General features: G+C 44.0%; 26 protein-coding genes. 2 read left to right on the top strand and 24 right to left on the bottom strand.

The annotated features are described in order from the left end of the window. Positions 1 to 26: 26 nt before the first annotated feature. From ACWQAU_RS10720 to ACWQAU_RS10660, 13 genes are all read right to left on the bottom strand, one after another. Complete coding sequence (locus ACWQAU_RS10720) at positions 27 to 1,478, bottom strand: lipopolysaccharide biosynthesis protein (protein WP_027822105.1); 1,452 nt, start codon at positions 1,476 to 1,478, stop codon at positions 27 to 29. Positions 1,479 to 1,557: 79 nt separating this feature from the next. Continuing rightward, on the bottom strand, positions 1,558 to 2,526 hold the full coding sequence (locus ACWQAU_RS10715; protein ID WP_027822104.1) for a glycosyltransferase: 969 nt from the start codon (positions 2,524 to 2,526) through the stop codon (positions 1,558 to 1,560). Continuing rightward, complete coding sequence (locus tag ACWQAU_RS10710; RefSeq protein ID WP_027822103.1) at positions 2,511 to 3,785, bottom strand: hypothetical protein; 1,275 nt, start codon at positions 3,783 to 3,785, stop codon at positions 2,511 to 2,513. Before ACWQAU_RS10710 ends, ACWQAU_RS10715 begins: the two co-directional genes overlap by 16 nt. Then, positions 3,782 to 4,810: a glycosyltransferase gene (locus tag ACWQAU_RS10705; RefSeq protein ID WP_027822102.1), complete on the bottom strand. Its 1,029-nt coding sequence runs from the start codon at positions 4,808 to 4,810 to the stop codon at positions 3,782 to 3,784. The genes ACWQAU_RS10710 and ACWQAU_RS10705 overlap by 4 nt, the downstream gene beginning before the upstream one ends. Positions 4,811 to 4,825: 15 nt before the next feature. Continuing rightward, positions 4,826 to 5,917: a glycosyltransferase family 4 protein gene (locus tag ACWQAU_RS10700; protein WP_027822101.1), complete on the bottom strand. Its 1,092-nt coding sequence runs from the start codon at positions 5,915 to 5,917 to the stop codon at positions 4,826 to 4,828. Beyond that, positions 5,917 to 6,582 (bottom strand): sugar transferase, encoded by a 666-nt coding sequence (locus ACWQAU_RS10695; RefSeq protein WP_003640784.1) that lies wholly within the window; start codon positions 6,580 to 6,582, stop codon positions 5,917 to 5,919. The genes ACWQAU_RS10700 and ACWQAU_RS10695 overlap by 1 nt, the downstream gene beginning before the upstream one ends. After that, complete coding sequence (locus ACWQAU_RS10690; RefSeq protein ID WP_003640785.1) at positions 6,569 to 7,510, bottom strand: NAD-dependent epimerase/dehydratase family protein; 942 nt, start codon at positions 7,508 to 7,510, stop codon at positions 6,569 to 6,571. Before ACWQAU_RS10690 ends, ACWQAU_RS10695 begins: the two co-directional genes overlap by 14 nt. Positions 7,511 to 7,525: 15 nt before the next feature. Continuing rightward, positions 7,526 to 8,305, bottom strand: coding sequence for a tyrosine-protein phosphatase (locus tag ACWQAU_RS10685; protein WP_003644575.1), 780 nt, complete (start codon positions 8,303 to 8,305; stop codon positions 7,526 to 7,528). Continuing rightward, complete coding sequence (locus ACWQAU_RS10680; RefSeq protein WP_003640787.1) at positions 8,286 to 8,993, bottom strand: CpsD/CapB family tyrosine-protein kinase; 708 nt, start codon at positions 8,991 to 8,993, stop codon at positions 8,286 to 8,288. Before ACWQAU_RS10680 ends, ACWQAU_RS10685 begins: the two co-directional genes overlap by 20 nt. 17 nt (positions 8,994 to 9,010) lie before the next feature. Next, a complete protein-coding gene (locus ACWQAU_RS10675; protein WP_027821336.1) occupies positions 9,011 to 9,769 on the bottom strand; it encodes a YveK family protein in 759 nt (252 codons plus the stop codon). Between the two features lie 422 nt (positions 9,770 to 10,191). Continuing rightward, on the bottom strand, positions 10,192 to 12,006 hold the full coding sequence (uvrC, locus tag ACWQAU_RS10670) for an excinuclease ABC subunit UvrC (RefSeq protein WP_027821337.1): 1,815 nt from the start codon (positions 12,004 to 12,006) through the stop codon (positions 10,192 to 10,194). Positions 12,007 to 12,188: 182 nt separating this feature from the next. Then, positions 12,189 to 12,929 carry an amino acid ABC transporter ATP-binding protein gene (locus ACWQAU_RS10665; protein WP_003640790.1) on the bottom strand — a complete coding sequence of 247 codons (741 nt, stop codon included), beginning with the start codon at positions 12,927 to 12,929 and terminating at the stop codon, positions 12,189 to 12,191. After that, positions 12,922 to 14,397 (bottom strand): ABC transporter substrate-binding protein/permease, encoded by a 1,476-nt coding sequence (locus tag ACWQAU_RS10660; protein WP_003640791.1) that lies wholly within the window; start codon positions 14,395 to 14,397, stop codon positions 12,922 to 12,924. The genes ACWQAU_RS10665 and ACWQAU_RS10660 overlap by 8 nt, the downstream gene beginning before the upstream one ends. 205 nt (positions 14,398 to 14,602) lie before the next feature. Here ACWQAU_RS10660 and ACWQAU_RS10655 point away from each other — a divergent pair, with 205 nt between their 5' ends. Beyond that, positions 14,603 to 14,773, top strand: a complete 171-nt coding sequence (locus ACWQAU_RS10655; RefSeq protein WP_003640792.1) for an SPJ_0845 family protein — start codon at positions 14,603 to 14,605, stop codon at positions 14,771 to 14,773. Between the two features lie 55 nt (positions 14,774 to 14,828). Here ACWQAU_RS10655 and ACWQAU_RS10650 read toward each other — a convergent pair whose 3' ends face one another. From ACWQAU_RS10650 to rpsO, 11 genes are all read right to left on the bottom strand, one after another. Further along, positions 14,829 to 15,236 (bottom strand): iron-sulfur cluster biosynthesis family protein, encoded by a 408-nt coding sequence (locus ACWQAU_RS10650; RefSeq protein WP_003644577.1) that lies wholly within the window; start codon positions 15,234 to 15,236, stop codon positions 14,829 to 14,831. A gap of 246 nt (positions 15,237 to 15,482) precedes the next feature. Then, positions 15,483 to 15,779, bottom strand: a complete 297-nt coding sequence (locus tag ACWQAU_RS10645) for a nucleoside triphosphate pyrophosphohydrolase family protein (protein WP_003640794.1) — start codon at positions 15,777 to 15,779, stop codon at positions 15,483 to 15,485. A gap of 1 nt (position 15,780) precedes the next feature. After that, on the bottom strand, positions 15,781 to 16,374 hold the full coding sequence (gene yihA / locus ACWQAU_RS10640; RefSeq protein WP_003640795.1) for a ribosome biogenesis GTP-binding protein YihA/YsxC: 594 nt from the start codon (positions 16,372 to 16,374) through the stop codon (positions 15,781 to 15,783). A gap of 158 nt (positions 16,375 to 16,532) precedes the next feature. Continuing rightward, a complete protein-coding gene (clpX, locus tag ACWQAU_RS10635; protein WP_003640796.1) occupies positions 16,533 to 17,798 on the bottom strand; it encodes an ATP-dependent Clp protease ATP-binding subunit ClpX in 1,266 nt (421 codons plus the stop codon). A gap of 294 nt (positions 17,799 to 18,092) precedes the next feature. Continuing rightward, complete coding sequence (gene tig / locus ACWQAU_RS10630; protein WP_003640797.1) at positions 18,093 to 19,415, bottom strand: trigger factor; 1,323 nt, start codon at positions 19,413 to 19,415, stop codon at positions 18,093 to 18,095. 203 nt (positions 19,416 to 19,618) lie between these two features. Continuing rightward, positions 19,619 to 20,806 (bottom strand): elongation factor Tu, encoded by a 1,188-nt coding sequence (gene tuf / locus ACWQAU_RS10625; protein ID WP_003640798.1) that lies wholly within the window; start codon positions 20,804 to 20,806, stop codon positions 19,619 to 19,621. Positions 20,807 to 21,020: 214 nt separating this feature from the next. Next, on the bottom strand, positions 21,021 to 21,935 hold the full coding sequence (locus tag ACWQAU_RS10620; protein WP_027821338.1) for a hypothetical protein: 915 nt from the start codon (positions 21,933 to 21,935) through the stop codon (positions 21,021 to 21,023). A gap of 62 nt (positions 21,936 to 21,997) precedes the next feature. Next, a complete protein-coding gene (locus ACWQAU_RS10615; protein WP_003640800.1) occupies positions 21,998 to 23,722 on the bottom strand; it encodes a ribonuclease J in 1,725 nt (574 codons plus the stop codon). Between the two features lie 19 nt (positions 23,723 to 23,741). Continuing rightward, positions 23,742 to 24,614, bottom strand: coding sequence for a 4-hydroxy-tetrahydrodipicolinate synthase (gene dapA, locus ACWQAU_RS10610; protein WP_003640801.1), 873 nt, complete (start codon positions 24,612 to 24,614; stop codon positions 23,742 to 23,744). Between the two features lie 117 nt (positions 24,615 to 24,731). After that, positions 24,732 to 25,934 carry an MFS transporter gene (locus tag ACWQAU_RS10605; RefSeq protein WP_027821339.1) on the bottom strand — a complete coding sequence of 401 codons (1,203 nt, stop codon included), beginning with the start codon at positions 25,932 to 25,934 and terminating at the stop codon, positions 24,732 to 24,734. A gap of 136 nt (positions 25,935 to 26,070) precedes the next feature. Continuing rightward, complete coding sequence (gene rpsO / locus ACWQAU_RS10600) at positions 26,071 to 26,340, bottom strand: 30S ribosomal protein S15 (protein WP_003639022.1); 270 nt, start codon at positions 26,338 to 26,340, stop codon at positions 26,071 to 26,073. 227 nt (positions 26,341 to 26,567) lie between these two features. Here rpsO and rpsT point away from each other — a divergent pair, with 227 nt between their 5' ends. Beyond that, a complete protein-coding gene (rpsT, locus tag ACWQAU_RS10595; RefSeq protein ID WP_003645660.1) occupies positions 26,568 to 26,822 on the top strand; it encodes a 30S ribosomal protein S20 in 255 nt (84 codons plus the stop codon). Positions 26,823 to 26,897: the final 75 nt, after the last annotated feature.

Genomic DNA, 26,897 nt, shown 5'->3' with positions numbered 1-26,897 from the left:
ACCGGCACCACCCTACTTCGATTCGGCTAGATTGGTTTTCGCACACGTAGCATTTGGTTAACAATGGTCATTAAATAATCACGCTTGCTAAATCCGACGACGGCCGTTATCAAAATCAATAGATAACGGAGTACAACACTGTGATAGCCTCCTAAAAATAGAAAGCCAACCGCCAAAAAAGTGAGCGTAATCAGCCCCAGTATCTTGCGATCATATGGAAGCGTGCCAAGTTTTTCGCGACAGATTCGATTCATAAACCAATAATGAACAACCGCATACATCACATAGCAAATTAATGTTGTATATCCCGCCACCTCGTATCCTAAAATTGGAATCAACCAATAATTTAGCGCCACATTCAATACTGCGCCAATAACACTGGCAATCATGATTAAAGATGTTCGTTCATAATAGAACTCAAACTTTGCAAATAAATCAAAAGCAAAAATAAAAAAGACGCTCATTGCGATTGGTGGAACGATCCAGGTCGCCTTAGCATACGCTCGTGGTGCGAATATCGAAACGATTTCGGGCGCAAATGCAATCAATAGCAGGTTGACAACCGCAATTAAAACTAAGGCACCGTAAGCGACACCCGCAATATCGGCCACCCGTCGATCCTTGATTTTTTGATATATCCACGGACTCAGCGTTTGCGACAATGCAACGTTAAATAAAATCATGATTTGTGAAAGTGAGTACGCCAAACTATAAATGCCCGCACTTTTCGTATTTACCATGTTCGCAATCATAATCCGGTCAGCACTACTCAGAACGATTTGTGAAAGATAATGTGGGGCCAACGGGATGTTGAACATTAATGCGTGACGCCAAAAATAGCGCGAGAAAAACGTTTTGCCACGATACATTTGCACAAAAAACAAGCCCGTATAGCCTACCAGTTCCACTAATGCTAGCCCTAAAAATCGAGCTGTCACTTTATCATTCGCATACACAACGAGCAATACGCCCACTACTGGTTTGGCGATTGCGACCAGCAAAGTCACCACCACCAATGATTTGTATTGCAAGGCGACCCGTCGCTCACCGGCCCAAAAATTAAAAACTGACGAGGTCCATACCATCAGAAGCATCGCCAGCATCTGCGTCGTCGTTAAAGAAAAAACGTTATTCCAAAAATCACGAAAGCCAAGATAAATTAGCGTCCATGTTAACACCAATACAACCGTTAATCCTTGTAACGCGGCCGAATATCGACGCCGATCGTGGCTGAACTTGATAAGTCCTTGGGTATAAACGCCGTAGCACAGATTTAGCGAGACGATGATGGTGACGATGGTCAACCAGGAATACAGCACGTTAAATTGACCATACTCGGAAGCAGACATTATCCTGGTAAAAATCGGTGTTGCGATTATTGAAATACTCTTTTCAAAAAAAGCACAGACTAAGAACCAAAGTGAGGCCTTAACTTGCTTTGGCAAATGCCGATATTTATTTCTAATACTGACTAACATAAATTCCTTTCTCATAGATCTGAACTGAGCATCACATCCCGTGCTTACTAATAACAAATCTCATAAGCACCGCACACGTTCAATCACTTGGTTGTTGTCGATACCGGCGCCCATTTACCGACCAAATCGTTCTTAAACGTAAATAGTTGATCACATAGTAACAATTATCTGGGGATGTCACCATTGCGCGGACTAACGCAGCCAGGGCCTGCCCAAGTTTTCGTTTGCGCATACTGGCCATCGCCATCGTAAAATATTTTTGCCCACGATTAAACGTACTTTGGGCACGGACGTCATTTATTTTGTCTGTTAACGCCGACATCCCGCGGCCGAAACTGTCTGCTCCCGTCCGTTTACGTTCCGCATACAATTGTTGAATATAGCGCGATACCAGATACGTTTTCCACGCGTCGCTGGTCATACTATTACCGCGTAACCGATAGTTCAACACTCGGCGGTTAATTGACCCGATTTTGAATCCATTAGCAAGCAGCCGCAGCCAGAGATCATAGTCCTCAGCCGTTGGTAATAAACGGTAACTACCGACTTGTTGGACGGCCGTTTTCCGCATTAAAACGGTGGGATGAATAATTGTCGAACCATAGGGCAGGATTTTTTGAATTAGTGGTTCAGCCTCGGGAATGGCCGATTTTTCACCGACAACCTCATCCTGCTCATCAAAATAAGCAATATTTCCGGAAATTAAATCCAAATCGCGCGTTTTTAGCGCCTCTAATTCCACTTCGAGCCGATTAGTGACAGAAATATCATCCGCATCCATCCGCGCAATCAACTCATTACTTGCTAGCTCAATCGCCTTATTGAGACTAGCGGCCAGGCCGAGGTTTTCTGGATTGCACACTAGTTTGATCATTTCCACACGGCAATCGTAATCCATTAACAAGTCTTTTAAATCACTCCGTTCTGGATTATCCAGTACGATCACAAACTCCCTCGGCAAATAGGTTTGCTTCAAAATCGAGTCAACCGCTTGCTGGACTTGCTCAGGTCGTTCATTATATACACTCATAATTACGCTGATTGCCATTTTTTCTCCTCAATCTTCAATTCAGTTGAAAGTAAATACCCCAAGAATATCATTGCCGTCAGTACCATGCCGCTGCGCGCAACCTCACCTTTATAATTTGCGATTAGTAGAACTACGCCAAAGGCTAGAAAGATTTTACTATCACGAACAACCTTTCCAGACTTTTTGTGGCAAGCTGCCAACGAGGCTATAATCGTACCGTACAGTAGCACCATGTAAATGATGCCGCCCATAAATAAGTCATTAATAAAGCCAATGTCGGACGTTCCGAACCAAATATTGCTGGCATTGCCACCATATACGCGAACGCCATAACCAAACACCCAGTCTAAAAGCTGACTCGGAAACATCAAGAACGAGCCCGTCAGTTGTTCGTAATTGCCCTGCTTACTACCTTCAAAGACGAGTGCAAACGTATCTTCGAAGCCACTGACGATCCAGATATACGTATCAGGTTGGATGGATTGCAAAAACGCTAAACCCAATATGATAAAGGTCACACTCAATATGATAATCAACACAACTTGAAACAGCCCTCGAACACTGGACAGCATCCGTTTGACCAGCATCAAAGCAAAACCAAAAGCCAGCGTGATCAAGCCGGTTCGGCCGTTTAATACGATAATAAAGACACAAAATGGTAGGAACCAATAATACTTTTTGCCATGGTTCATTCCCAGATATATCGCAACTAGCCCCATCAAACTATGATAGATTGGAGTAAAAAATGTGTAATCACTGCTGATTCCATACAAACGTTCACCATAAATAAACTGATTCTGAATAATACCAGTGGCTGTTTTTGCTAAAATTGCAGCGCGAATACCCGAACTTGCCAGCATGACCAAAGCAAATAAGCATTGAACGACCACCATCCATAGCATCCAGGTCAAGACCGTTTCGCTTGTCACGTTAAAATACTTACGAAGAACTTCTAGCCATAACACCAAGGCAACGACGTTCAAAATAATCACAATATTTTGAAACACCCGGGGGTCATTTCCTGCCAACTTTGCCCTGAACGCAAAGTAAATCACTGATAGCATCACACCAATCACAAAAATGTGCAGCCGATTAATAGCAATCGATAAGTCCTTTGGCGACAATAGCAAGACGCAACCACCAGTAATACCCAGTGTAACAATCAGGGGCACATAACTACTGCTCCAAAAGTTGGGTTGGTAAATCAGGTAAAATCCGGCAATCAATAGTCCTAGTCTTAAGAATGGCCCACCAATCTGACGATTTACTGCAGTCATCGTTCCATTACTCCTTTATAAACTTGCTGGATTCGCTGAATGAATTGCCTTTGTTCATAGTCACTAAAATCGACCGCTGCTATTTTAGCCTTGGTTTCCTGATAAAATTTCCCATCCGAAAAGAGACGTGTCAGTACTGCCAATAATTCAGCATCACTCGCATAAACCAGGCCATTTACCCTTGCGGCCGTTTGAGAGATGCCCCCAATGCGGGGGGCAAACGGAATCGCACCCAATAAGGCTGCCTCGACCATGGTCAATCCAAACGCGTCTGATTTGGACGTCGACAGCACAACTTTGGCATGCCGCATGTATTTGTAAGGGTTACTTTTAAAACCAAGCCAGCGTATTTGCGGGGTGGCTGCAATCTGTTTAGCGATGGGTGTACTCAGGCTACCATCGCCGACAATCCCAATCTTTAGTTCAGGAATATCATCCAATAATTTATGTGCAATTCTCACAAATCTTGCCGGATCTTTGACATCTTCCAACCGTCCCACGAACAAAAGGTCAAATGCAGTGGTTGTACTGACAGTAGCCAGTTGACGTACCCGTGAGCTGTCGATTCCATTGGGAATAATCGCTGTATTGGATAAATGATTATGGAAGACATACGATTGCATGGCCCAATCTGAAACATATAAAACCCGTGAGCTCTTGTTGCCGATATATTGAAACGCCAAACTTTTCCAGTTCACACTAGTCTGCCATGCCGGAGCTTGATGGATATGGATAATAATTGGCACATGGTGAAAAAGCAGGTTGACCAAAAAACTCGCTTTGAAATCGTGTGCATGAATAATATCTGGCTGGAGTGCCAGAATAGCACGCCGAAATTTAAGAAGCTGTTTCGGTGAAAAACTTTGATACGCGATCCCGGCTGCTTGTAAGCTTTCTTGTATTGATCCTGCTTGTGAACAGTAAGTGAAATCATAGAATTCACTCAAACCCTGACTAATATTAATGACCACCTGCTCAGCACCACCTAATTTGGCGGAAAACAAGACATGAACGATTTTTGTCATCGACGTTCGCCCCTCCTAGGCCAGGCAACGCAAATAGTACGCCTGCGTTTGTTCAAGCATCTCATGCTCAGTATAATGTCGTTGATATACTTGATAGGAATTAGTCTTGACCTCAGCAATTTTTTTTGATTGATAGAGTGTCAGAATCTTTTCAGCAATCTGTTGGGTATCATTAGCGACCAAAAAGCCATTATGATCAATCAATTCCTGAATACCCCCAACATTCGATGCAATAATTGGCAGACCTTGAGCTAAAGCTTCCACTAAACTGATCGGTAGGGCTTCATAATCAGAAATCAGCACCCCGACGTCCGATTGAGAATAATATTTCTGCACATTATCCACCACCCCATAAAACCGCACTTTAGCGTCCAGGTTCAACTGGTGCGTTAACGTTTTACAGGCTTCAATCGCAGGACCGTCACCCAAAAAATGGCACACGATCGGCAGATTCTCAGGTAGGTATGTCAGTGCTTGAATCAAGAGGTCCTGCCGTTTCGGTGCGTCAAAACGTGCCGCCATCGATAATACAAAGGTCTCGGTATTGTTCACCTTTTTTGCGCTCACCAATGCGGTCACGCCATTATGAATAACCCGAGCAGGATGGGCGCTAGTAATCACACCACTTTGGACACCTAAATCATAATCAAACTGTGAGACACAGATATAAGCCGTTGTCAGGCGACTTAATGCTTTTTCAATAGTTTTCATCAATAGCTGCCGTTTCTTCCCGACACCAGGAGTAAAGCCCCAGCCATGGACCGTAAAAATGACTTTCATTGGCAATCTAATCGTGGCGAGCCTCCCAATCATACCAGCCTTCGAAGAATGCAAATGAATAATATCTGGCTGCCAATTTTTTACTAATTTCCTTAACGTGTAGATTGCTTTCAAATCACTCAGCGGTGCAATCGGATGTACCAGGCTGGCAACTCTGACAACTTGCACGTCTTGAAATTCTTTCGCGACGCTTGCACTCAGGCGTCCTTCAACGCCGTATACTAAGGCAACGGCATTGCCACGCATCACTTGCGCTTTGATCAAACTATATAGATGCGCCTGGGCCCCACCCCAAGTCGCTTGAGTAATGATGTAAACAATCTTCACTACCGCGCACCATCCCCGGAAATAATCACCCTAACCGTTCCCATCAGCATCTTGATATCAAACCAAATCGAAAAGTGCTCAATGTAATAGTTATCGTACTGACACTTGGCACCGGGTGTAATATCATAGCCACCATTGATCTGCGCATAGCCGGTAATGCCAGGAATGATTCGTAGCCGTTTCGGAAAATCAGGATAGCGTTCACTGAATTGTTCGGTTAGTTCTGGCCGTTCCGGGCGAGGTCCGACCAAACTCATATCGCCCTTCAAAACATTCCAAAATTGTGGTAACTCATCGATCCGAGTTTTGCGCATCCAGCGTCCAACCGGCGTCACCCGAGGATCATTTTTTTGTGCCCAGATCGCACCCGTCTGCGCCTCAGCGTCCTGATACATTGATCGCAGCTTAATCACGTCAAAGGTCGTCCCCATCCAACCGACTCGCGCCTGCTTGTAGAAAACGGGACCGTCAGAAGTCAACTTGATAAGTATGGCAAACACAATTACGATGGGAACGCTGAGCAGTGTGCCCAATAAGCCGACTGCTAGATCGAAACACCGCTTTAGATCCATCTTCCAGCCGGTGACCGGAACACCAATTTTGCTAATAAATTCACAGTGTTGTTCGTCAGCCACGATTGATTCATTAATCTCAACTTCGTGCATGCTCACATTCCCCTTCCCAGTACTTGGTTAATCCTCTTCTCAACGGCCACTCTGATTCATAATTTAAGCGTGCCAACTTGCCAATACTTGCAACTGAATGATCAACTTCACCACCCCGCTGCTCGGCCCGTTTGATTTCAAGTTGTTGACCAGCAATCTCTTGATACATCTGAATAATGCCATTTAAACTAGTTTCTAAGCCATTGGCAATATTGATCACTTCATGTTGCACTTGATGTTCTGTAATCAACCATAATGCCTTGATAACATCACTTACATATACAAAATCACGGGTCTGCGTTCCATCACCGAATAATGTAAATGGTCGCTGTGTTTTCAAACAATCCGTCAAAATCGACAAAACCCCCGAATACGGTGAGCTTGGATTCTGACGCGGTCCATAAACGTTGAAGAACCGCACACAAACGGTCGGCAAATCGTACAACTCACCGTATGCCAATACAAAACGTTCAGTCGCATACTTATCAATAGCATACGGTGACACGGGTGCGACGCGCGAATCCTCGCGTTTTGGTAATTCAGGTAGATTGCCATAAACCGCCGCCGAAGAAGTGAATAGAAATTGCTTAATAGGCAAGCGAATTTGGCGAATATGTTCGAGCAAGTTAAATACCGCGGTATGATTGACAGCATGCGTTTCTGCCGGCCGCTCAATCGAATCCGCCACACTCGCAATCGCTGCCAGAAAATAAATATAGTCTGGCCGTTCGTCTGCTAACAATTGTTGCATGAATTTATCGTCACAGACATCCGCGACGTATATCGTAATCTGTTCCCAATGCTTGATATTGCTGATGGCCCCCATTGACAGATCGTCTACCACCACCACCTCAAAGCCAGATTCAACTAAATGATCAACCAAGTGCGAGCCAATGAACCCCGCACCTCCCGTTACCAATGCCTTCATAACTATTTACCCCTCTCAAAAAAGCCAAAATTTTCGTCGTTGATTTGGTCGCAAGACTTCCCCTAACACTACTGGATCCCCGTTCAGTAGCAGTCTTGCATTCACTGCAAAAGATGCAGGATTGGTACTATCTAACCGTGCTAATGCCTGATAACCTGCCCGCATCATAAATCCTCGTCGTGCCATCAAATGCGCATCTGAAGCAATCACTTGGACCAGCCCGCATTCAACTAATTCCAGCGCTGTACTTTTAACCGCTCGCCCAAATTGCCCAACGAGACTCCCCGCTGTTAGCTGTGCCAAACAGCCCTGCTGCACTAAATCATAGAGCCGCTCTGGTTGTGCCATAATCTGAGCATTTCGCTCTGGATGGGCAATCACCGGAGTCGTCCCTTGCTGTAAGAGCTCAAAGATTACTTGCGCCACGTAATTAGGTACCTGCTCGTGTGGCAATTCTAGTAACAAATAGCGCCGACCAACATCAATTCCTAGCAAGTGCGGCAGAGCCGTCGCCAAATCATCTCTCAAATGGACCTCCTGACCGGCAAAAACGGTCAGTGGAATTTGTTGCCGCTTAAGTTCGGCCTGGAGCTCGGCAACGGCCCGCTCAACTACCAGGCCGGTATTCTGATAACGCCGATCTAGATGATGTGGCGTTGCCAAGACGTAATGAATGCCATCAGCCACCGCTTGTCGCGCCATTTCGACTGCCTGAGCAAGCTGCTGGGGGCCGTCATCCAATCCCGGTAATAAGTGACAGTGCAGGTCAATATACTCAGTTGGTCTCAGTCCCATAATAGCCGTACCCATAACCGTGAGTTTTAATGTCCACGTCATTTAAAATAGTCCCGAGTAATTGTGCGCGAGCATTCTTCAAGGCACTCACTGCCTGGCGCACCGCAACTTTTTCGACAAAGTTTTGGCGAACGACTAGGACAGTGCCATCCACTTGACCAGCTAAAATCCGAGCGTCGGTCACGGGCAGTATCGGCGGCGCATCAACAATCACTAAATCTAACTTACGTGTTGCGACCGTTAAAAACTCGGTCATTCTATCGCTGGCTAATAACTCAGCTGGATTGGGTGGTTTAGGTCCACTCGGCATGACAAACAAATGATCAAGTACGGGATAAATGGCTTCGTTCACGTCCGTCAGTTGCCCGCTTAACCATGAACTCACTCCCCGTTGGTTACTGATCGCAAACGTCTGATGAATCGTCGGCCGCCGCAAATCAGCATCGACAAGTAAGACTTGCAGGCCTTTCTTGGCGTATTCCACGGCTAAGTTGCTGCCGACCGTTGATTTTCCCTCGCCCTGAATCGCTGACGTGATCATTAGTGTTTTCAACGGTTTACCGACCATCGCATAGTTAAGATTTGTTCGGATCGTTTTGACTTGCTCAGTTACGACTGACATCGGTGCCGTCAAAGTTGTTAACTGTATGCCGGTATGCATATTCGCTACTCTTCGCCTCAATTTCATAACCGTTCCCCCCTATGTTAAACTCGTTTGACTGCCGCTTTAACAACTGACGTCACCGGCTGTGGTTTAATCGCCGGTTGGTCGTGAGTCGCTGTGACCGGCTGTTGATGATTAATGATTCCTAGACTTGTCAGCATTAATTCATCTGCTAGGTATTCGAGTGTCTGCACCCGCCGATTGGACAAGATTCGGACACTTGCATACACCAATCCCAAAATCAGCCCCCCCACGAAACCAATTAGGATATTGATGATTTTTTTAGGCGCTACCGGCTGATCCGGCGTCTCTGCGGGTGCAACGATCGTTACATTATTGACCTTAATAATATGCTGGACCTGATCTTTAAACGTTGCAGCAATTTGGTTCGCAATCATTGCACTAGCTTTCGCATTTTTATCACGAACACCGATTGAAAACACCTGCGAATTGGCCGTACTGGTCACGCTGACCGTTTGCTTAAGCGACTCAAGTGAGCGTCGAATGTCAGTTTCTGCCATTAAAGTCTGCCGTGCAGGCTTCAACACGACTGGTTTTGTAATTAATTCCTTATAAGTCGTAATCATCTGCACATCGGCTTGCTGGCCCGTCAAATCCGCGCCCGCACTACTGTGTTTGCGGTTAACTAATATTTGAACATTGGCTTGATATTCGGGCTGAATGACCCACAAAGTCACCACTGTTGCAATCGTCCCGCCCAAAATCATTAAACTCAATAATACCTTCCAATACTGACGAATGAGTTTAACAATAAAATCAAAGGTTATTACTTGCTCCATTCCACACGCTCCAATATTTCTTGACTGACTTTTATTAAACGATTGACATTATTGTAGAAAACCAGTTGCAAACGACGCAATAGTTTTCACGAATTTTCATGAAACTCATATAAATACAAGCGAATATTCGACAATCTCTAAATTTAAATTGACATTATAGACAATAATGTTATATTTATTGATAGTTACTAATCAAAATAATATAAATCGTATAATTATTTGACTTTATTTTAGCTCGTATTTACCCACAATTATTTCGATTAAATCATCGGTTACTCCAGCAACCAATGTGCTTTTCAACTAATCACAAAATCGACATTTTTACAAATCAATGATGTTTTCAAGCATCAAAAAAGACCACCTAGTTCGTGAAAACTAGATGGTCTTCTTAACATTAATTACATTAGTTAGCCAGATGACAACTATGTGGCGCCCTTTTGATAATGCTTCGGTGTTACACCACCACCGGCTAATGAAAATTTGACAGTTTGTGCAACGTTTTTAGCAATTCCCAGGGACTGAATCTCTTCCAGTGAGGCACCAGCAATTTTACTCATCGATCCAAATTTACGCAACAACTTATTACGCGTCTTCGGCCCAACCCCGGGGATCTCGTCCAAGCGCGAACTCAATGAATGTTTGGTATGGACTTGTCGGTGAAACGTAATCGCAAAGCGGTGCACTTCATCTTGAATCCGTTGTAATAAATAAAATCCTTGACTCTTCGGATCTAGATGCAAATGCTGATCACCAGCAGAAGCGAGTAGGTCCGCCGTCTTATGATGGTCATTTTTGACCATTGCCGCGACTGGCGTTGCAATCCCTAATTCGTTCTCTAAGACGTCCTTAGCGGCTTCCAGCTGGATCTCGCCACCATCCATCAAAATCAGGTCGGGCAATGCTGCATGCTCCTTCAGTAGCCGTGTATAGCGCCGCCGAATCACTTCACGGGTCGATGCAGCTTCATCAGCATGATCGACCGTCCGCAACTTATATTTCCGATACAATTTTTTATTCGGTTGCCCGTCCATGAAGACGACCATGGCAGAAACCAAGTCGGCCCCCTGAATATGAGAGTGGTCAAAAGCCTCAATTTTATGACCAGCAGGAATGCCTAAAGCATCCGTGATTTCTTGCATCGCCCCCGTCGTCTTGCGCTCATCCAATTCCAACAACCGGAACTTCTCTTCTAAGACGATTCGAGCATTTTTTTGTGCCATGTCCAGCAAATCCTTTTTCTGGCCGCGTTGAGGGGTCCTTACCGGAATTCCGAGAATGTCACTCAGGACCTGCTTATCAAGACCGTTGGGGACTAAAACTTCGCGTGGTAGAACGTTATTTTTGCGATTATAAAATTGCAAGATAAAGCTCGTCATTTCTTCAGGTGCAGTTGACACTACTGGGAACAAGCGTTTCTCGCGCTTCATCAACCGCGCTTGCCGAATAAAGAAGACCTGAATCGAAAGCCAGCCTTTATCAAGATAGAAATTAAACAGGTCGCGGGGCGTATTATCGTTTGAAATAATTTTCTGCTTTTCAACCGTCATTTCAATATAATTCAGTTGATCACGTAATTCAGCGGCTCGTTCAAATTCTAGGTCAGCGGCCGCTTGATCCATTCGTTTAGTTAACTGCTTCTTGACCGTTTCAACGTGACCATTCAAAAAGGATTTAATCCGCTTGATCTGAGCGTCATATTCTGCCACCGGCACCGTTTTAAAGCAAGCTCCCAAGCATTGGCCCATATGATAATAGAGACACGGCCGCTTCTGGAAACCATGGCAACGCCGCAACGGATAGACCTTCTGAATAAAATTGACCGTTTCCTGAGCCGCGTAAACATTGGGATATGGCCCAAAGTAGTAGCCACCATCTTTACGAACATCACTGACGATCAGGATCTGGGGGTCTCGTTCATTGGTAATCTTAATGTACGGATAACCGGTTCCCTTTTTTAATTTAATATTAAAGTACGGTTGATGTTTTTGAATTAACGTAATTTCTAGCAGGAAGGCTTCCTTATCCGTTGAGGTCACAATAAACTCAAAGTCCGCAATCTCTGATACTAACCGCGCGGTCTTACCAGTATGGCTGCTTTTGAAATATGAACGCACCCGATTTTTCAAGTTCTTGGCCTTACCCACATAAATGATCTGACTGTTTAAGTTCTTCATCAGATAACATCCTGGTAAGTCCGGTAACAAGGATAACTTATGTTCAATATGCGCGGATGCCATAACACACCTTCCCTTCATTTAGATTAGCATTATTAGTATACCGCCTGCTAGCATGGGGCTCAACCAAACAGCCCGGAAATATGATTTTTATTATGACCGACTATTCATCACTGTCGCTACTGATCACAGTGTAGCAAAAAACCGGTAATCAGCAACTGAGCTGATTACCGGTTATGTGTTGTTTACATCAAAATTTTAGAAAGAAAATCTTGGGCCCGCTCTGTTTGCGGGTTCGCAAAGAATTCCTCAGGCGTATTATTCTCCTGAATATAGCCATCAGCCATGAACCAGATTCGATCCGCTACTGACTTAGCAAAACCCATTTCGTGAGTGACCACAACCATGGTCATCCCATCCTTAGCAAGTTCTTGCATCACGTTTAACACTTCCCCAACCATTTCCGGGTCCAAGGCAGACGTTGGTTCGTCAAACAGCATCACTTCAGGGTTCATCGCCAACGCACGAGCAATCGCCACCCGTTGAGCCTGACCACCTGAAAGACTACTTGGAAAGGCATCCGCATGATCGTCCAACCCAACGCGTTGCAATAATTCGTGCGCTTGCTTAGTCGCCGCGGCATCATCGACATGCTTGACCTTCATCGGCGCCAATTTAATGTTTTCCAATACAGTCATGTTGGGAAATAGATTAAACCCTTGGAAAACCATTCCCATTTTTTCACGTAGCGCGTTAACACTCTTCGTATCCAAAGTTGTGAGATCTTGACCTTCGAAAGCGACTTGACCACTTGTGGGCGTCTCGAGTAAGTTTAAACAACGTAAGAAGGTACTCTTCCCACCACCAGAAGGACCAATCACCACGATCACCTGACCGGGTTCAACTTTTTCTGTAATATCCTTTAAAACGTCATTTTCACCGAAGCTCTTCGCAAGGTCTTTAACTTCAATTACTGGTTTAGTCATGTTGCATTCTCCTTTCGAAGTAGTTCAAGATCCGTGAAGCGGTAAAGGTTAAGATGAAGTATAGCACCATAATAACAACGATCGGTGCAACCCCCCGGTACGTATCTGAACGAACAATGTTACTTTGATAAATTAATTCAGTGACCCCAATAATCGAAACGATGGAACTATCCTTGATCAACGTAATAAATTCGTTCCCAAGTGATGGCCAAATGTTCTTCAATGCTTGTGGCAAGACCACGTAACGCATCGTTTCACCGTTGGACATTCCTAAACTCCGAGCAGCTTCCGTCTGCCCAACATCGACGGAATTAATCCCGCCACGAATATATTCAGCAACGTACGCACCAGAGTTCAAGGAAATCGCAATAATCCCAGAAGTCAGTGCTGGTAAATTGACGAATAACCCAAGTCCGAAGTACACAAACATCACTTGGACCATCATTGGCGTCCCACGAATAAATTCAACATACGCAGTTGCTAACCACCGAATGGCAGTCTTAAGTGGATTTCCTTTAGCCATCCGTGCTAATGCCAATAAAATACCGATGATAAAACCGAAGAAAACGGAGCAAACCGTAATGATTAACGTATATTCGATCCCGGTTGCAAAAGCCTTCCAGTAATGTCCCATTGACGTATTAACGGTATTGGTCTTCAAATACTTGCCGGCTGCCGGTAAGTATTGCTTTTTAACGAGGTTCTGTTTCTTAATCCGATCAACGGTCTTATTGACTTTGTTAACAAGACTAGTTGAACCTTTCCGAAATGCGATCGCCGAACTCGTTGCACTAGAGCTCATGTTGAAGTCACTAGGAATAGCAACCAAACTCTTATTGTTTGCAACATAGGCTTCTGCAGAAGGCTTTTCCATAGCAACCCCATCAACTTTGTGACTCTGAAGTGCCAAAATCAGATCAGATTGTGAAGTCATCCCTTTAGCCTTGGCAGTCGTTTGGTTTTTGACGGCATTATATTGAGTCGTTCCAGTTTGGGCACCCAACGTGCCATTCTTGAATGAATTCTTATTCTTGTACTTGCCCTTATCAGTCTTATTGATGACAATATCGTAGCCACCTTGATAATAAACGTGGGTAAAATCAACATTTTTCCGCCGTGAAGGGGTTGGGTTCATCCCAGAGATAATCATATCAACCTTGCCAGTTTGGAGTGCCACTAGCAATGAGTCAAATGACATGGATTTGATCTTCAGTTTCACGCCCAGATCCTTAGCAACTTGTTTCCCAATCTGAACATCCATCCCAACGATCTTACTCTTACCGTTGACCGTTGCTTGAAACTCATACGGTGGATAATCAGGCGACGTCCCCATTACTAAGACGCCCTTTTTCTGAATTTGTTCTAATGAATTATCGGCCGCTTGCGCATGTTGCGTCTGTCCGAGTGGGACGACGGTCATGATCAGGGCCACAATAATGGCTAAAAACCACCCAAATCTTTTTTTCATAGGTATTCTCCTCGTTTTGTAATTTACAAGAATAAAGTATAACCGCATATGATTATTTATGCAAGTATTTTTGAGAATTTCTTTATTTTATGCATAAATAAGTCGTTTATACACGTTTTGACCCATTGATTGTGCATAAAAGACGAATAACTGACAAATTGTCGGAAATTTGCTATGATAGGCGTTAATCGAAAGGAATGATTTTATGAGTTTAAAAGTACAGCGTCAAGATAACCTTGATAAGCTATTCGACAAGTTTGCCATTGGTCCTGACGATAAGGATAAACTCACCACTAAAGCGGTTCAGGATACTATTGACGAACATGCTAAACGCAAAGAAAATAAGGCAGCTGATAAAAAGGACGCCCATAAATAGCAGTCAAAAAAAACGCAATGGCAGTTAGCCATCGCGTTTTTATTTGAATAACTATTTAGCAAATTTTAGTCCCGATTGTTTGCATCTTTTCGCGCCGCTCTGCTTCCGTTTCTGGTGAAACATCGCGCCAATCAACAACAGCCAAAGCACCGTCGAGCATCCCGCTATCATCCTTGAGCGCTAAAGCATTATGCCAGCGAGAAATGTTGAGGCCGTTCCCCAAGTAGGCTTCATCAGCCGGTGCAACGTGCATCACATAACCAGCATTATTTTCTAATGGCGTGGTATAGTCGGGATCAGCGGCTTTAAGAATAACTAACTGAAACTTATTACCAATGGCACAGCTACCGCCTAAACTCGAATATTTGTTAGAACCATCGTCAGTTGTTAAAATTACTTGACTCCCTGCCGGAATCTTATCTGCAAGGTAGGCTTGAGCATCGTCTTTGATATTAATCTTCATAGTTAAGCATCCTTTCCGTTTCAAAAACATTTAAGTTGTGCACAACTCTTTTACAGTCTTTAATTTACGCTATTTCAGCTGCAAATGCAATTAATTTACCTAGAAAAGTAAAAATAAACAGCCGAACTCAATAATGACACAATTTTTGCAAATGATATGTGGTCGTCCGTCGCAATAAAAAAGAGTTGGGCTGCCAGCCTTACCTGCTGACAGCCCAACTCTTCAGGTTAGACCACTCTTCACCGACTATTTAACTGGTTTACCATTCGGGTACTTATCGTTGAGTTTAACAATATTTTGTTGCGCAACTTCTTCGAACGGAATATCCGCCCATTCAGCAACTTGTGATAAGTACCATAACACATCGCCCATCTGTTTCGTCAGCTGATCTTTATTCAAACGTTCACCATGAAACGTATACTTTTTGACTAAGTCAACGACTTGACCAGTCTCTGAAGCTAATCCCAGCGATAAGTTCGTCAGCACCTGCTCATTACCATATAATGTCCGATTTGCTAACGACTGATACTCATTAAATTCCAAGTTAGTTGCCTCCCACAGTGTGCGCTTCGATCCATTGCCAAACAGCATCCTTGCCTTCTTTGGTCTTAGCTGAAAAGGCGATAAAATCGTCTTCAGCTTGGAAGTTAAGCGTCTTTTTAATTAAACTTTCCTGTTTGTTCCACTTACCACGCGGAATTTTATCACTCTTAGTTGCCACGACCAGTAATGGCATCTCATAGTAACGCATCCATTCGTACATTGCGACATCGTCTTTAGTTGGCGCATGACGTGCATCGACTAGAATAACGACACCTCGCAGTGTCTCTCGGCTTGTTAGATACGTCTCAATCATTTGTCCCCACTTCTCACGTTCCTTCTTAGATACCTTAGCATAACCGTATCCCGGAACATCGACGAAGTATAATTGATCTTCAACTTTATAAAAGTTCAGTGTTTGGGTCTTCCCAGGTTGACTAGACGTCCGCGCATAGCTATTGCGGTTAATCAACACATTAATCAGGGATGATTTTCCGACGTTAGAGCGCCCCGCTAACCCAATTTCTGGAAACCCAGTAGTCGGGTACTGGCTCGGCGCTACCGCGCTCATGACAAGTTCAACGTTATGCACTTCCATCGAATTAACTCCTTCTGCAATCGTATTGCATTCATTTTACCATAATTTTTGCAGCGGGTTGTCATCCGCGCTCAAATTCGATTTAAACAGCACTCAGGACCGCGAATGAAAACTCATCGCGGTCCTGAGTAATGTCTATTGATCTTCTGAACGAAACGTTAGGAAGCTTTTTGATCAGCTAAAACCAGTTCTGGTTCAGCGTGATCAGCAACCGTCTCGCGAGTAATAATCACCTTTTTAACATCTTCACGACTTGGAATATCATACATAATGTCCCGCATCGTGTCTTCAATAATCGAGCGTAGACCCCGAGCACCAGTATTACGTGCTAAGGCTTCTTGCGCGATGGCACGTAAAGCGTCATCGTTAAAGTCTAATTCTGCACCGTCTAGAGCAATTAGGCGTTGATATTGCTTGACAAGCGCATTCTTTGGTTCCGTTAAGATCCGGACCAAATCATCTTCCGTTAAACGTTCTAGCGCAGTCAAGATTGGAAGGCGCCCAATAAATTCAGGAATTAAACCGAATTGTAAGAGGTCTTCTGGCACAACTTGTTGCATGAGACTCTTGGAATCGTCTAGAACGGCATTCTTACCATCGGTGTCCGTACCGAAACCAATCGTTTTATCGCCTAGGCGACGTTTGACGATGTCTTCGATTCCATCAAAGGCCCCACCAACGATGAATAAAATGTTGGTCGTGTCAATTTGAATAAACTCTTGTTGGGGATGCTTACGCCCGCCCTGCGGTGGCACATTGGCAATCGTACCTTCCAAAATCTTCAAGAGGGCTTGTTGAACCCCTTCACCGGAAACATCCCGTGTAATTGAGACATTTTCACTCTTCTTGGCGATCTTATCGATTTCATCAATATAAATAATCCCTTTTTCGGCACGTTCAACGTCGTAATCCGCATTTTGCAGTAATTTCAGCAAAATATTTTCAACGTCTTCACCAACATAGCCGGCTTCGGTTAACGTCGTGGCATCCGCAATAGCAAATGGCACATCCAAAATTCGCGCTAAACTCTGAGCTAAGAAAGTCTTACCAGAACCAGTTGGTCCCACTAAGCTAATATTACTCTTTTGTAATTCAGGACCATCTTCGGTCTCTTCATCATTATCAGCCATGGCCTTAACCCGCTTGTAGTGGTTATAAACCGCAACTGATAGGGTCCGCTTAGCTTCATTTTGGCCGATCACGTATTGGTCTAACTCGTCTACAATTTCCTTTGGCGTTGGGATATCTGTTAATTCATGGGTTTGTTCTTCGCTAAACTCTTCATCGATAATTTCTTTACATAAATCGATACATTCATTACAGATATAAACGCCGGGGCCAGCCACGATCTTTTTAACTTGATCTTGTGATTTACCACAAAATGAGCAGTTCACAGGGCCGTTTGTCTCGGTATTTTCAAACATTCATTCTCACCTCATCGATGTATTTACATGGATTAATCATAACAGAAAAACTGAGCTAAAACCAGCTTAGGCACTGTCTTCTACGTCCACTACTATAACATGGACGAACCTAAACCCGAAATTATCTGTTCAATCATCCGGCTAACCACTTTGAAAACCGAATGATTCTCGCAGTAAATCACAGGCGTCAGCCAAATAGCTATTAAATTAATCTTACGATTAGCTGGCGCTATGTAAAAGGGTCTCGGAAGAATTATTCTTCCAAGACCCTCGACTTGTATCTAATTGAATTAATTAGTTCTTGTCGCTGTCGTCTTTTTTGTCTTCTGCTTTGGCATTTTGCTTAGCAGAATCCGCAATCAAGTCAACGGCTTGGCGAATCGCAATGTCATGTGACAACATGTCATCCGTTAAAGCACCACGAACAGCACTTTCTTCCATGTTGTATTGACTAGCTAAATCCTTAACTTCGGCCGCAATTTCATCCTGAGATGGCTTGATGTTTTCAGCTTCAACAACCGCTTCTAAGACCAAGTTAGTCTTAACCCGGCGTTCAGCATCAGCAGCAAATTGCTTGTGCAAGTCGTCTTCAGTAGTACCAGTCAACTTGTAGTAAGTCTTTGGATCGATACCTTGTTGTTGCATATTAGCCAAGTATTGATCCATTTGACGATGAATATCGTCTTCTTTCATGGCATCAGGAATTGCTTGAATTTCAGCATTGTCAACCGCTTGGTTTAAAGCTTCGTCTTCAATGGCATCATGTGCAGCGGATTCCTTTTGTTCCTTAAGTTCGTCCTTGATCTTAGCTTTTAATTCTTCAAGTGTGTCAACATCTTCGTCAACATCCTTGGCAAATTCGTCATCTAATTCAGGGAGTTCCTTAGTCTTGACTTCATGAACTGTCACTTTGAAAGTGGCTTCTTTGTTTTGTAAGTCTTCAGCTTGGTAATCCTTAGGGAACGTTACCTTAACTTCAGTTTCGTCGCCAGCCTTGACACCAACTAATTGGTCTTCAAAACCAGGGATGAATGAGTTAGAACCTAATTCAAGTGAGTAGTTTTCTGATTCGCCACCTTCAAATGGTTCGCCATCAACGAATCCTTTGAAATCAATAACCACCGTATCGCCCTTAGCGGCTGGTTGGTCTTCCTTCAAAACTAATTCAGCTTGTTTTTCACGCCGTGATTCTAATTCGGCATCAACATCCTTAGCATAAACGCGAGTATTTTGACGCGTTACACTAAGTTCCTTGTATTGACCAAGCTTAACTTCTGGTTTAACCGTTACAACGGCCTTTAATACCCAAGGCTTACCTTTTTCCATGCTATCAACATCGATTTGAGGTTGATCAACTGGTTCGATTTCAGTTTCCTTGATTGCTTCTTCATATGCCTCTGGGAGCACGATGTTTAAAGCATCTTGATAAAGTGCTTCTTCACCATACATTTGATTGAAGATTTGACGTGGAACCTTACCCTTACGGAAACCAGGAACATTTAAGTTCTTTTTAGTCCGTTGGAAGGCCTTGTCGATACCTTCACTAATTTTATCAGCACCAATTTCGAATGTTAATTCGCCTTGGTTGCCTTCTTTCTTTTCCCACTTTGCAGCCATTGTATTCCCTCCGAAACATTATAATTTCTACAATTCTAGTCAATTGCATACTTGTTAAGTTTAACCTATCGACACCGTAAAGTAAACCAAATTGGCTAAAAAAGCGCATAAGCTCGCGATTTATTGTTCGTTTTTCTTAAAAAAAGCGACTTGGAAGAAGACTTCCAAGTCGCTTAGATCAATCAATGAAAATCAGTTAGAGATTAGTCATCAATTTCTGAAACAACACCGGCACCGACAGTATGACCACCTTCACGAACCGTGAACTTGGTACCCTTTTCGATGGCAGCTGGTTGAATCAATTCAACAGTGAACGTTACGTTGTCACCAGGCATAACCATTTCAACGCCGTCTGGCAATTCAATAACACCAGTGATATCAGTGGTGTGGAAGTAGAATTGTGGACGATAGTTTGAGAAGAATGGCGTATGACGGCCACCTTCTTCTTTGCTCAAGATATAAACTTCACCCTTGAACTTCTTGTGGGTTTGGATCGAACCTGGCTTAGCCAAAACTTGGCCACGAACAACTTGTTCACGGTTAACACCACGTAATAACGCACCAACGTTATCCCCGGCTTCACCTAAGTCAAGTGTCTTACGGAACATTTCAAGACCCGTAACAGTTGACTTAAGAACATCTTCGTGTAAACCAACGATTTCAACTTCGTCGCCGACCTTAACAGTCCCACGATCGATACGACCAGAAGCAACAGTCCCACGACCAGTGATTGAGAAGACGTCTTCAACAGGCATCAAGAAAGGCTTTTCAGTATCACGAACTGGAGTTGGGATGTATTCATCAACAACATCCATTAAGTGCATGATAACCTTTTCTTGTTCTGGGTCGCCTTCAAGTGCTTTAAGCGCTGAACCACGGATAACAGGAATATCGTCACCAGGGAAATCGTATTCTGAAAGTAATTCACGTACTTCCATTTCAACCAAGTCAACTAATTCGTCATCGTCAACAAGATCAGTCTTGTTTAAGAAGACAACGATATAGTCAACACCAACTTGGCGAGCCAAGAGGATGTGTTCACGCGTTTGTGGCATAGGACCATCAGTTGCGGCAACAACTAAGATCGCACCGTCCATTTGAGCGGCACCAGTAATCATGTTCTTAACGTAGTCAGCATGTCCTGGGGCATCGATATGAGCGTAGTGACGCTTTTCAGTTTCGTATTCAACGTGGGCAGTGTTGATAGTAATACCACGTTCACGTTCTTCCGGAGCAGCATCGATAGAAGCAAAGTCTTGTTCTTTAGCCAAGCCCTTAGATGCTAATACCTTAGTGATTGCAGCGGTCAAAGTAGTCTTCCCATGGTCAACGTGGCCAATAGTACCAATGTTTACATGGGGTTTTGTTCTTTCATAATGTTCTTTTGCCATTAATGAAACCTCCTGTGATTTTCGCAAGAATAACGTCGAGGCCAAAATGGTCTCAACAATTCTTTAGTTAGTATTATACTACATCCTAGTGAAAAGGCCAAATCGCGCACCCATCACTGAGAATCCTTAAATATTATATATAGCCTAATCTGATTTGTAAACAGATATTATTCAAAAAATTGAATTTTTGTTAGTAAATTCTTATTACGCACGCTTATGATTGTAAATCAAGGCTAAATTGCTGAATTTTTTGCTGAATTTTCATCATTTTTTCAGTTTGATCATCAGACGGCGTTATCGTCTGCCCAGTTTGCAAACTGATCAAAAGATCGATCCAAGCCGTGGAATCTGTAATAACCTGTGCAGCGCATGGATATAAATACATTAATTGCAATTGTAAAAGGTCTCGTAAGCTTTCATATAAAAAGACATCTTGATTACCAAGTCGCACTTTCAAAGCATGGTAAACGGCCTTGCTCGTCTCGTCCTGACCGAGTGCGACTAACTTTGCTGGACACAGTGTCAACATCTTCTCATCCAGTAGCCACTGCATCTTGACCGTCTCTGATACTTGCAATTGGTACAGTGTATATAACACTTCTACTCGTGTTAAGGGATGCAAAAACGGATCTACTAATAGAAACTTGGCTGCCGTCAGATAGTGCTCATATGGCAGGTGACGGGCTGCTTGCAAACCTGCCACCTGTTTCTGGACGGGCTGGTCAGATAAATGATAAAAATGACGCATTGTTGTGGTCAATGTCGATCCTAGCGTTCGCTCAGCCGTACTCTCCGCCGCTTTTAAAATTGTGCTTGCAGCCGTAGTCCACGCACTCGTTGGGCGTGCCTTGATCATAATGTGGGCAGAAATGAAGTCATGATTAGCAACCAATGCATTCAGATACAGATCTGCGGCCGCATCGGTTGCTAAATACTGCGCTTCAAACTCACTGGCATAATTAGCTGCTGCCACATATTGTTGATCAGCCACCAACGCTTGGACCAATTCGTAATTAACTGGTACCGTTTGCTGTGCCTGATACACTTGCTCCCACAAACTAGCCGCCTTGGACCAATCCTGAGCTCGACTGGCTTGTTCGGCGGCCAATTGTGTTTCAGCTATTGTCATTGAACCTTCCTCCTCTTCATTGTAACCAAAAAAGTCGGAAGTAGCTTCCGACTTTTTTAATACTAAGCTTTAGATTCAGTCTCGACTGGTTTGGCTGGTTTAGCCTTCTTTGTACGCCGATGATGCTGATTAACTTCCATAATAACCGGTAAAATAACTGGGTGCCGCTTGGTCTGGTCCCATAAATAATGGTTCAACTTCTCACGGACAGCCTGTTTTAAATGGCCCCAATCAAACTCTTTATTATCGAGATTTTCTTGCACCGTCGTTTTGACTAACTCAGCGCTCTCTTGCATCAAGTCTTTACTAGTCTTGACGTAGACGAAGCCCCGTGAAGTAATCTTAGGAGTCGCAATAATTTTCTTCTTTTTGCGATCAATCGTGACCACTGCCACGAAAATACCGTCTTCAGACAAAATCTTGCGGTCACGTAACACAATGTTTCCAATGTCACCGACCCCGATGCCATCGATCATCGTATCGCCGACTTCGATTGAACCGGCCAAGTGCATGGTATCACCGTCATAACGTAACTGGTCACCCTTGGCTGCGATCAGGACATGGTCGTCCGGAATTCCAACTTCACGTGCAAAGTCCGCATGAGCATCCAACAGACGATACTCCCCTTGAATCGGAATGAAATATTGGGGCTTCATCATGTTGATCATCATTTGCAAGTCACGTTTAGCGGCATGGCCGGAGGAATTCATTTCATCAGCAATCGCCTTAACGTCCGCATCAGCACGATAAATCATATCACGGGTCTTGGCAACCACGGTTTCCATCGAATGTGACGGTGTGGTAGTAATAAATACCAGATCACCCTTTTCGATATTGACCTTGCTCTCCTGCTTATTAGCCATCCGTTGTAAGGCCTTAATAGGTTCGCCCATTCGGCCCGTTTGTAAAATCACGATTTGTTCAGGTTTAAGTTTATCAATGGCTTTAAGTGGCACGACAACGTCTTCAGGCATGTGTAACTTGCCTAAATCGATTGCGGTCTTCACGATACTCTCAACGTCACCAGGCATTAAAGCGACTTTCCGATTAGACTTTGCAGCGGCATCTAAAACTTGCTGAATACGCAAGATATTGGATGCAACTGAAGCGACAATGATCCGTCCTGGATGATATTTAAACGTTTCTAAAACATAGGCCGCAATTTCACGTTCACTGACCGGCTGTTCATAATTTTCTGCATTAGCTGAATCACTAAGTAACGCCAAGACGCCTTTTGATCCAATCTCCGCCAACCGCGCAAAATCAGTCTGATAGTCGCCTGCGGCCGTCGGATCAAACTTAAAGTCACCGGTATAAACGACCTCACCGGCACTGGTTTGCAACACGATTCCCATTGAATCTGGAATCGAATGGGTCGTGCGGAAAAACGAAACCGTGACCGTGCCAAAATCAATTTCTGTCTTCTCATTAATGATGTGGAAGTCATTAAAGTTTTTAGCTTTAGGGTCCTTTTGCAATTGAATTTTTGCCAACTCAATGGTTAGCTCTGAACCAAACACGGGAACGTTGAACTCATTCAAAAAGTACGGTAACGCACCAATGGCATCAGCGTGGCCGTGGGTCAAAAAGACACCGACGATTCGATCAGCATTTTCTCGCAAATAACTGAAGTCCGGAATCACGATATCAATTCCTAATAACTCATTTTCTGGGTACTTTAACCCACAATCTAAAATATAAATATCACCATCGACTTCGACAGCATACATGTTTTTGCCGTTCTCACGGACCCCACCAAATGGGGTAATTTGAATTTCACTACTCAATTATTTCACCTTGATTCTTCTAAATGTTTAATGTTTTAAAAAGCTGAGCCGTTTGTTCAGTACTCAATGGTAAGATTGGTAACCGTGGTTCACCCACCGGCTGACCCAAATGATTTAAGGCCGCTTTAACTGGCGATGGCGATGGTGCACTAAACAAGGCACTCATCTTGGGTGTTAAATCCCGTTGATACTTAGCGGCCGTGGCAATCTCACCCTGGTCGATGGCACTAAACATCGCCGTCATTTCGTCACCATAGATATGACTTGCCACTGAGATAACCCCAGCACCACCAATTTCCTTGGCAGCCAAACTCTGAGAATCTTCACCAGTATAAACAAGAAAATCAGCCGGTGCATTTTCGACAATCGCGCCAAACTCTTCCATCGTCGCACACTGCTTAATCCCAATAATATTGGGATTTTGTGCTAATGTTAAGATCGTGGCCACGGTCATCTTCACAATAACCCGGCCCGGAATATTATAAATAATAACTGGTAAGCCACCTTGATCAGCAACCGCTGTAAAGTGGGCAATCATACCAGCTTGATCAGGCTTGTTGTAGTAGGGAACCACCACTAAAGCTGCATCAATCCCCTTAATCTGACTAACCTTCTTAGTAAATGCGATGGTAGCAGCGGTACTGTTTGAGCCGGTCCCGGCCACGATTGGTACCCGACCATCGACAATCTCAGCTGCTTTCTTTAGTAAGGTTAATTTTTCATCTTCGGTTAGCGTTGGTGCTTCACCAGTTGTCCCACCCACCAGAATACCTTGGGTGCCGTGTGCCAATAAATGTTCAATCAAACTTGCTAACCGCTTTTCGTCCAATTGTTGGTGATCATCGAAAGGGGTCACCATTGCGGTCATCAAATCAACGTTTGCAAAGTTCATGATCTAAAAACTCCTCTATTAAAATTTACAAGTACCAGCGTACCTGTTCCGATTAAGTAACTCTCCCCAGTTTACCACATTTTAAAGTAAAGCAATAGTTAGACCATTCAATGCAATCTAATGTGGTCGTTGCTGACTAAAATACGCGACCCACAGCATCAATGCCATCAGCTGTAATCCAGCCGTAACAATAAAGATTGACTGATACCCCCACCAATTGGCAACAATCACGGCTAACCCGGGGCCGACCACGTTACCACAAGCTTGCGCGGACTGATTTAAACTAAACACACGCCCAAACGCTGCGTGTGGGACATGCTCGACTGTCATCACTTGAAGCGCGGGCAATAGTGCCGCATCCGCAATTCCCAGTATTAGCCGTAGCCCGACCAGCCACGCGACCTGATGTACCAAACTAGTCAACAATAAGTCAACAATCGCTAAAATCAAAAAAGTAACTAAGCAACGGCCAGCGCCCAGCCGATCCAGAATGCGCCCAACACGACCAGCCATTAGAATCGTGGCAAGTCCCGGCGCAGCCGCCACAATCCCTGTCATCAAGATAATCGTCTGCGCCGTTGCTTGGGGCGCTAACTGTCCGACCAGCAAGCTTAACAGTGGTGTTATCGCATTGGTCGTCGCCTGAACAACTAGTAACGATGTCAGCAAGGCACAAATAAAGCGACCACCCAATTGATGTAAGATTGGTCGCAATGGTGGTAACGTGGCGCGACTAACTGCCGTCACCTTCTCTTGAACACCCCACCAGGTCATGACAAAGACAAGCGCCATCAAACTACTGGTAGCCACGAACGCCCCCCGATAGCCAACGGTATTAGCCAGCAAGCTTCCCAAAAGTGGCCCCATCAATGTGCCACTGATGCTACCAGTGACCAGTTTACTTAACCACTGGCCACGTTGTTCCGCAGGTACGGTAATCGAAATCAGTGCGTTAGCATTATTGATGTAACCTGAAAACGCTCCCTGTGCGGCTCGTAAAATCAAGAGGACGATCACGTTAGGTGCTAGTCCCACACCGAGAATCGTTAAGGTCATCATGCCAGATGCGCGTAGACACATCAGCTTACGCCCCTTTTGATCCGCCAATCGGCCCCACAATGGTGCGACTAAAGCTTTGCAGGCGTATGTCACGGCAAACGCCGCTGCCCCTAGAAAATTCAACTGGGTCGTTGAATAATCGCCTAATGTCTGAATATACAGCACAATAAACGGTAACGTCATTGCGTTACCTAAATCAGTGATTAAACTGCCAAACCATAAGACCCGAAAGTTACGAGTCAACGTTGCCATTGCTTCCATGAAATCCCCTCATTCACTTTTGAATAAACATAAGTATAGCGAACGGTTGTTTGGGTTTAATAAAGTTTATGTATCGTTTCTGTAATTTTTTACACAAAAAAAGAACCACCCGCAGGCAGTTCTCGTAATCTCAATATTAACGACGAAGACCAAGACTTTGGATTAAGTCACGGTAACGGTTAACGTCTTCTTTACGAAGGTAAGCTAACAAGTTACGACGGTGACCAATTTTCTTCATCAACCCACGTTGTGAATGAAAATCCTTCTTGTGAACTCGTAAATGTTCGTTTAATTCGTTGATGTCTTCCGTTAAAACTGCAACTTGGACTTCAACAGAACCAGTATCGCCTTCGTGACGAGCATACTTGTTAATAAGCTCCGTCTTCTTTTCGCGTGAAATTGCCATGTGTTTCAACCACCTTTCCAATAATTGCCCTAAACTGAGTAAATCGTTGGTGGTGCACGAAAAACTAAGTAAAGGGTTGCTGAACACTTGATATAGTCTAGCAAACTAAGGAGTAAAAAGCAAGTTTCAATACATATCAAGATAAATTACTTTACACATAACGGTTGCATTCAAGCCGGGGCTTATGTATAATAGCATTTGTTGAAAAAATGATGGAGGTGAATCTGATGCCAATTATCAAATCCGCTATTGAACGCGTGAAAACAAACAATAAAGCAAACGTCCGTAACACCGCCCAAATGAGTGCGATGCGGACTGCTGTTAAAAAATTTGAAGCTGCTAAAACTGCTGGTGCCGACAACGTCGACGATTTATACTTAGCAGCAACTAGCGCCGTTGACAAGGCTGCTTCTAAAGGTCTTATCAAGCGCAACAAAGCTGCCCGTGACAAGTCACGGATGGCTGCACGTTACGCTAAATAAGCTAATTTTACGCCCGAGCATTGCGACGGCGTTTTTTTATCGCCTTTAATGACTCAAAAGATGGTCGACCGAATT

Source organism: Lactiplantibacillus sp. 3062 (assembly GCF_055413545.1).
Note: the sequence above shows the minus strand (reverse complement) of the source record. Positions and strands in the feature narration are given on the sequence as shown.

Excerpts from the sequence above, each read along its gene's own strand:
- ACWQAU_RS10720 (WP_027822105.1), bottom strand. The coding sequence starts at position 1,478 with ATGTTAGTCAGTATTAGAAATAAATATCGGCATTTGCCAAAGCAAGTT.
- ACWQAU_RS10715 (WP_027822104.1), bottom strand. The coding sequence starts at position 2,526 with ATGGCAATCAGCGTAATTATGAGTGTATATAATGAACGACCTGAGCAA.
- ACWQAU_RS10710 (WP_027822103.1), bottom strand. The coding sequence starts at position 3,785 with ATGACTGCAGTAAATCGTCAGATTGGTGGGCCATTCTTAAGACTAGGA.
- ACWQAU_RS10705 (WP_027822102.1), bottom strand. The coding sequence starts at position 4,810 with ATGACAAAAATCGTTCATGTCTTGTTTTCCGCCAAATTAGGTGGTGCT.
- ACWQAU_RS10695 (WP_003640784.1), bottom strand. The coding sequence starts at position 6,582 with ATGCACGAAGTTGAGATTAATGAATCAATCGTGGCTGACGAACAACAC.
- ACWQAU_RS10690 (WP_003640785.1), bottom strand. The coding sequence starts at position 7,510 with ATGAAGGCATTGGTAACGGGAGGTGCGGGGTTCATTGGCTCGCACTTG.
- ACWQAU_RS10685 (WP_003644575.1), bottom strand. The coding sequence starts at position 8,305 with ATGGGACTGAGACCAACTGAGTATATTGACCTGCACTGTCACTTATTA.
- ACWQAU_RS10680 (WP_003640787.1), bottom strand. The coding sequence starts at position 8,993 with ATGAAATTGAGGCGAAGAGTAGCGAATATGCATACCGGCATACAGTTA.
- ACWQAU_RS10675 (WP_027821336.1), bottom strand. The coding sequence starts at position 9,769 with ATGGAGCAAGTAATAACCTTTGATTTTATTGTTAAACTCATTCGTCAG.
- uvrC (WP_027821337.1), bottom strand. The coding sequence starts at position 12,006 with ATGGCATCCGCGCATATTGAACATAAGTTATCCTTGTTACCGGACTTA.
- ACWQAU_RS10665 (WP_003640790.1), bottom strand. The coding sequence starts at position 12,929 with ATGACTAAACCAGTAATTGAAGTTAAAGACCTTGCGAAGAGCTTCGGT.
- ACWQAU_RS10660 (WP_003640791.1), bottom strand. The coding sequence starts at position 14,397 with ATGAAAAAAAGATTTGGGTGGTTTTTAGCCATTATTGTGGCCCTGATC.
- ACWQAU_RS10655 (WP_003640792.1), top strand. The coding sequence starts at position 14,603 with ATGAGTTTAAAAGTACAGCGTCAAGATAACCTTGATAAGCTATTCGAC.
- ACWQAU_RS10650 (WP_003644577.1), bottom strand. The coding sequence starts at position 15,236 with ATGAAGATTAATATCAAAGACGATGCTCAAGCCTACCTTGCAGATAAG.
- yihA (WP_003640795.1), bottom strand. The coding sequence starts at position 16,374 with ATGGAAGTGCATAACGTTGAACTTGTCATGAGCGCGGTAGCGCCGAGC.
- clpX (WP_003640796.1), bottom strand. The coding sequence starts at position 17,798 with ATGTTTGAAAATACCGAGACAAACGGCCCTGTGAACTGCTCATTTTGT.
- tig (WP_003640797.1), bottom strand. The coding sequence starts at position 19,415 with ATGGCTGCAAAGTGGGAAAAGAAAGAAGGCAACCAAGGCGAATTAACA.
- tuf (WP_003640798.1), bottom strand. The coding sequence starts at position 20,806 with ATGGCAAAAGAACATTATGAAAGAACAAAACCCCATGTAAACATTGGT.
- ACWQAU_RS10620 (WP_027821338.1), bottom strand. The coding sequence starts at position 21,935 with ATGACAATAGCTGAAACACAATTGGCCGCCGAACAAGCCAGTCGAGCT.
- dapA (WP_003640801.1), bottom strand. The coding sequence starts at position 24,614 with ATGAACTTTGCAAACGTTGATTTGATGACCGCAATGGTGACCCCTTTC.
- ACWQAU_RS10605 (WP_027821339.1), bottom strand. The coding sequence starts at position 25,934 with ATGGAAGCAATGGCAACGTTGACTCGTAACTTTCGGGTCTTATGGTTT.
- rpsO (WP_003639022.1), bottom strand. The coding sequence starts at position 26,340 with ATGGCAATTTCACGCGAAAAGAAGACGGAGCTTATTAACAAGTATGCT.
- rpsT (WP_003645660.1), top strand. The coding sequence starts at position 26,568 with ATGCCAATTATCAAATCCGCTATTGAACGCGTGAAAACAAACAATAAA.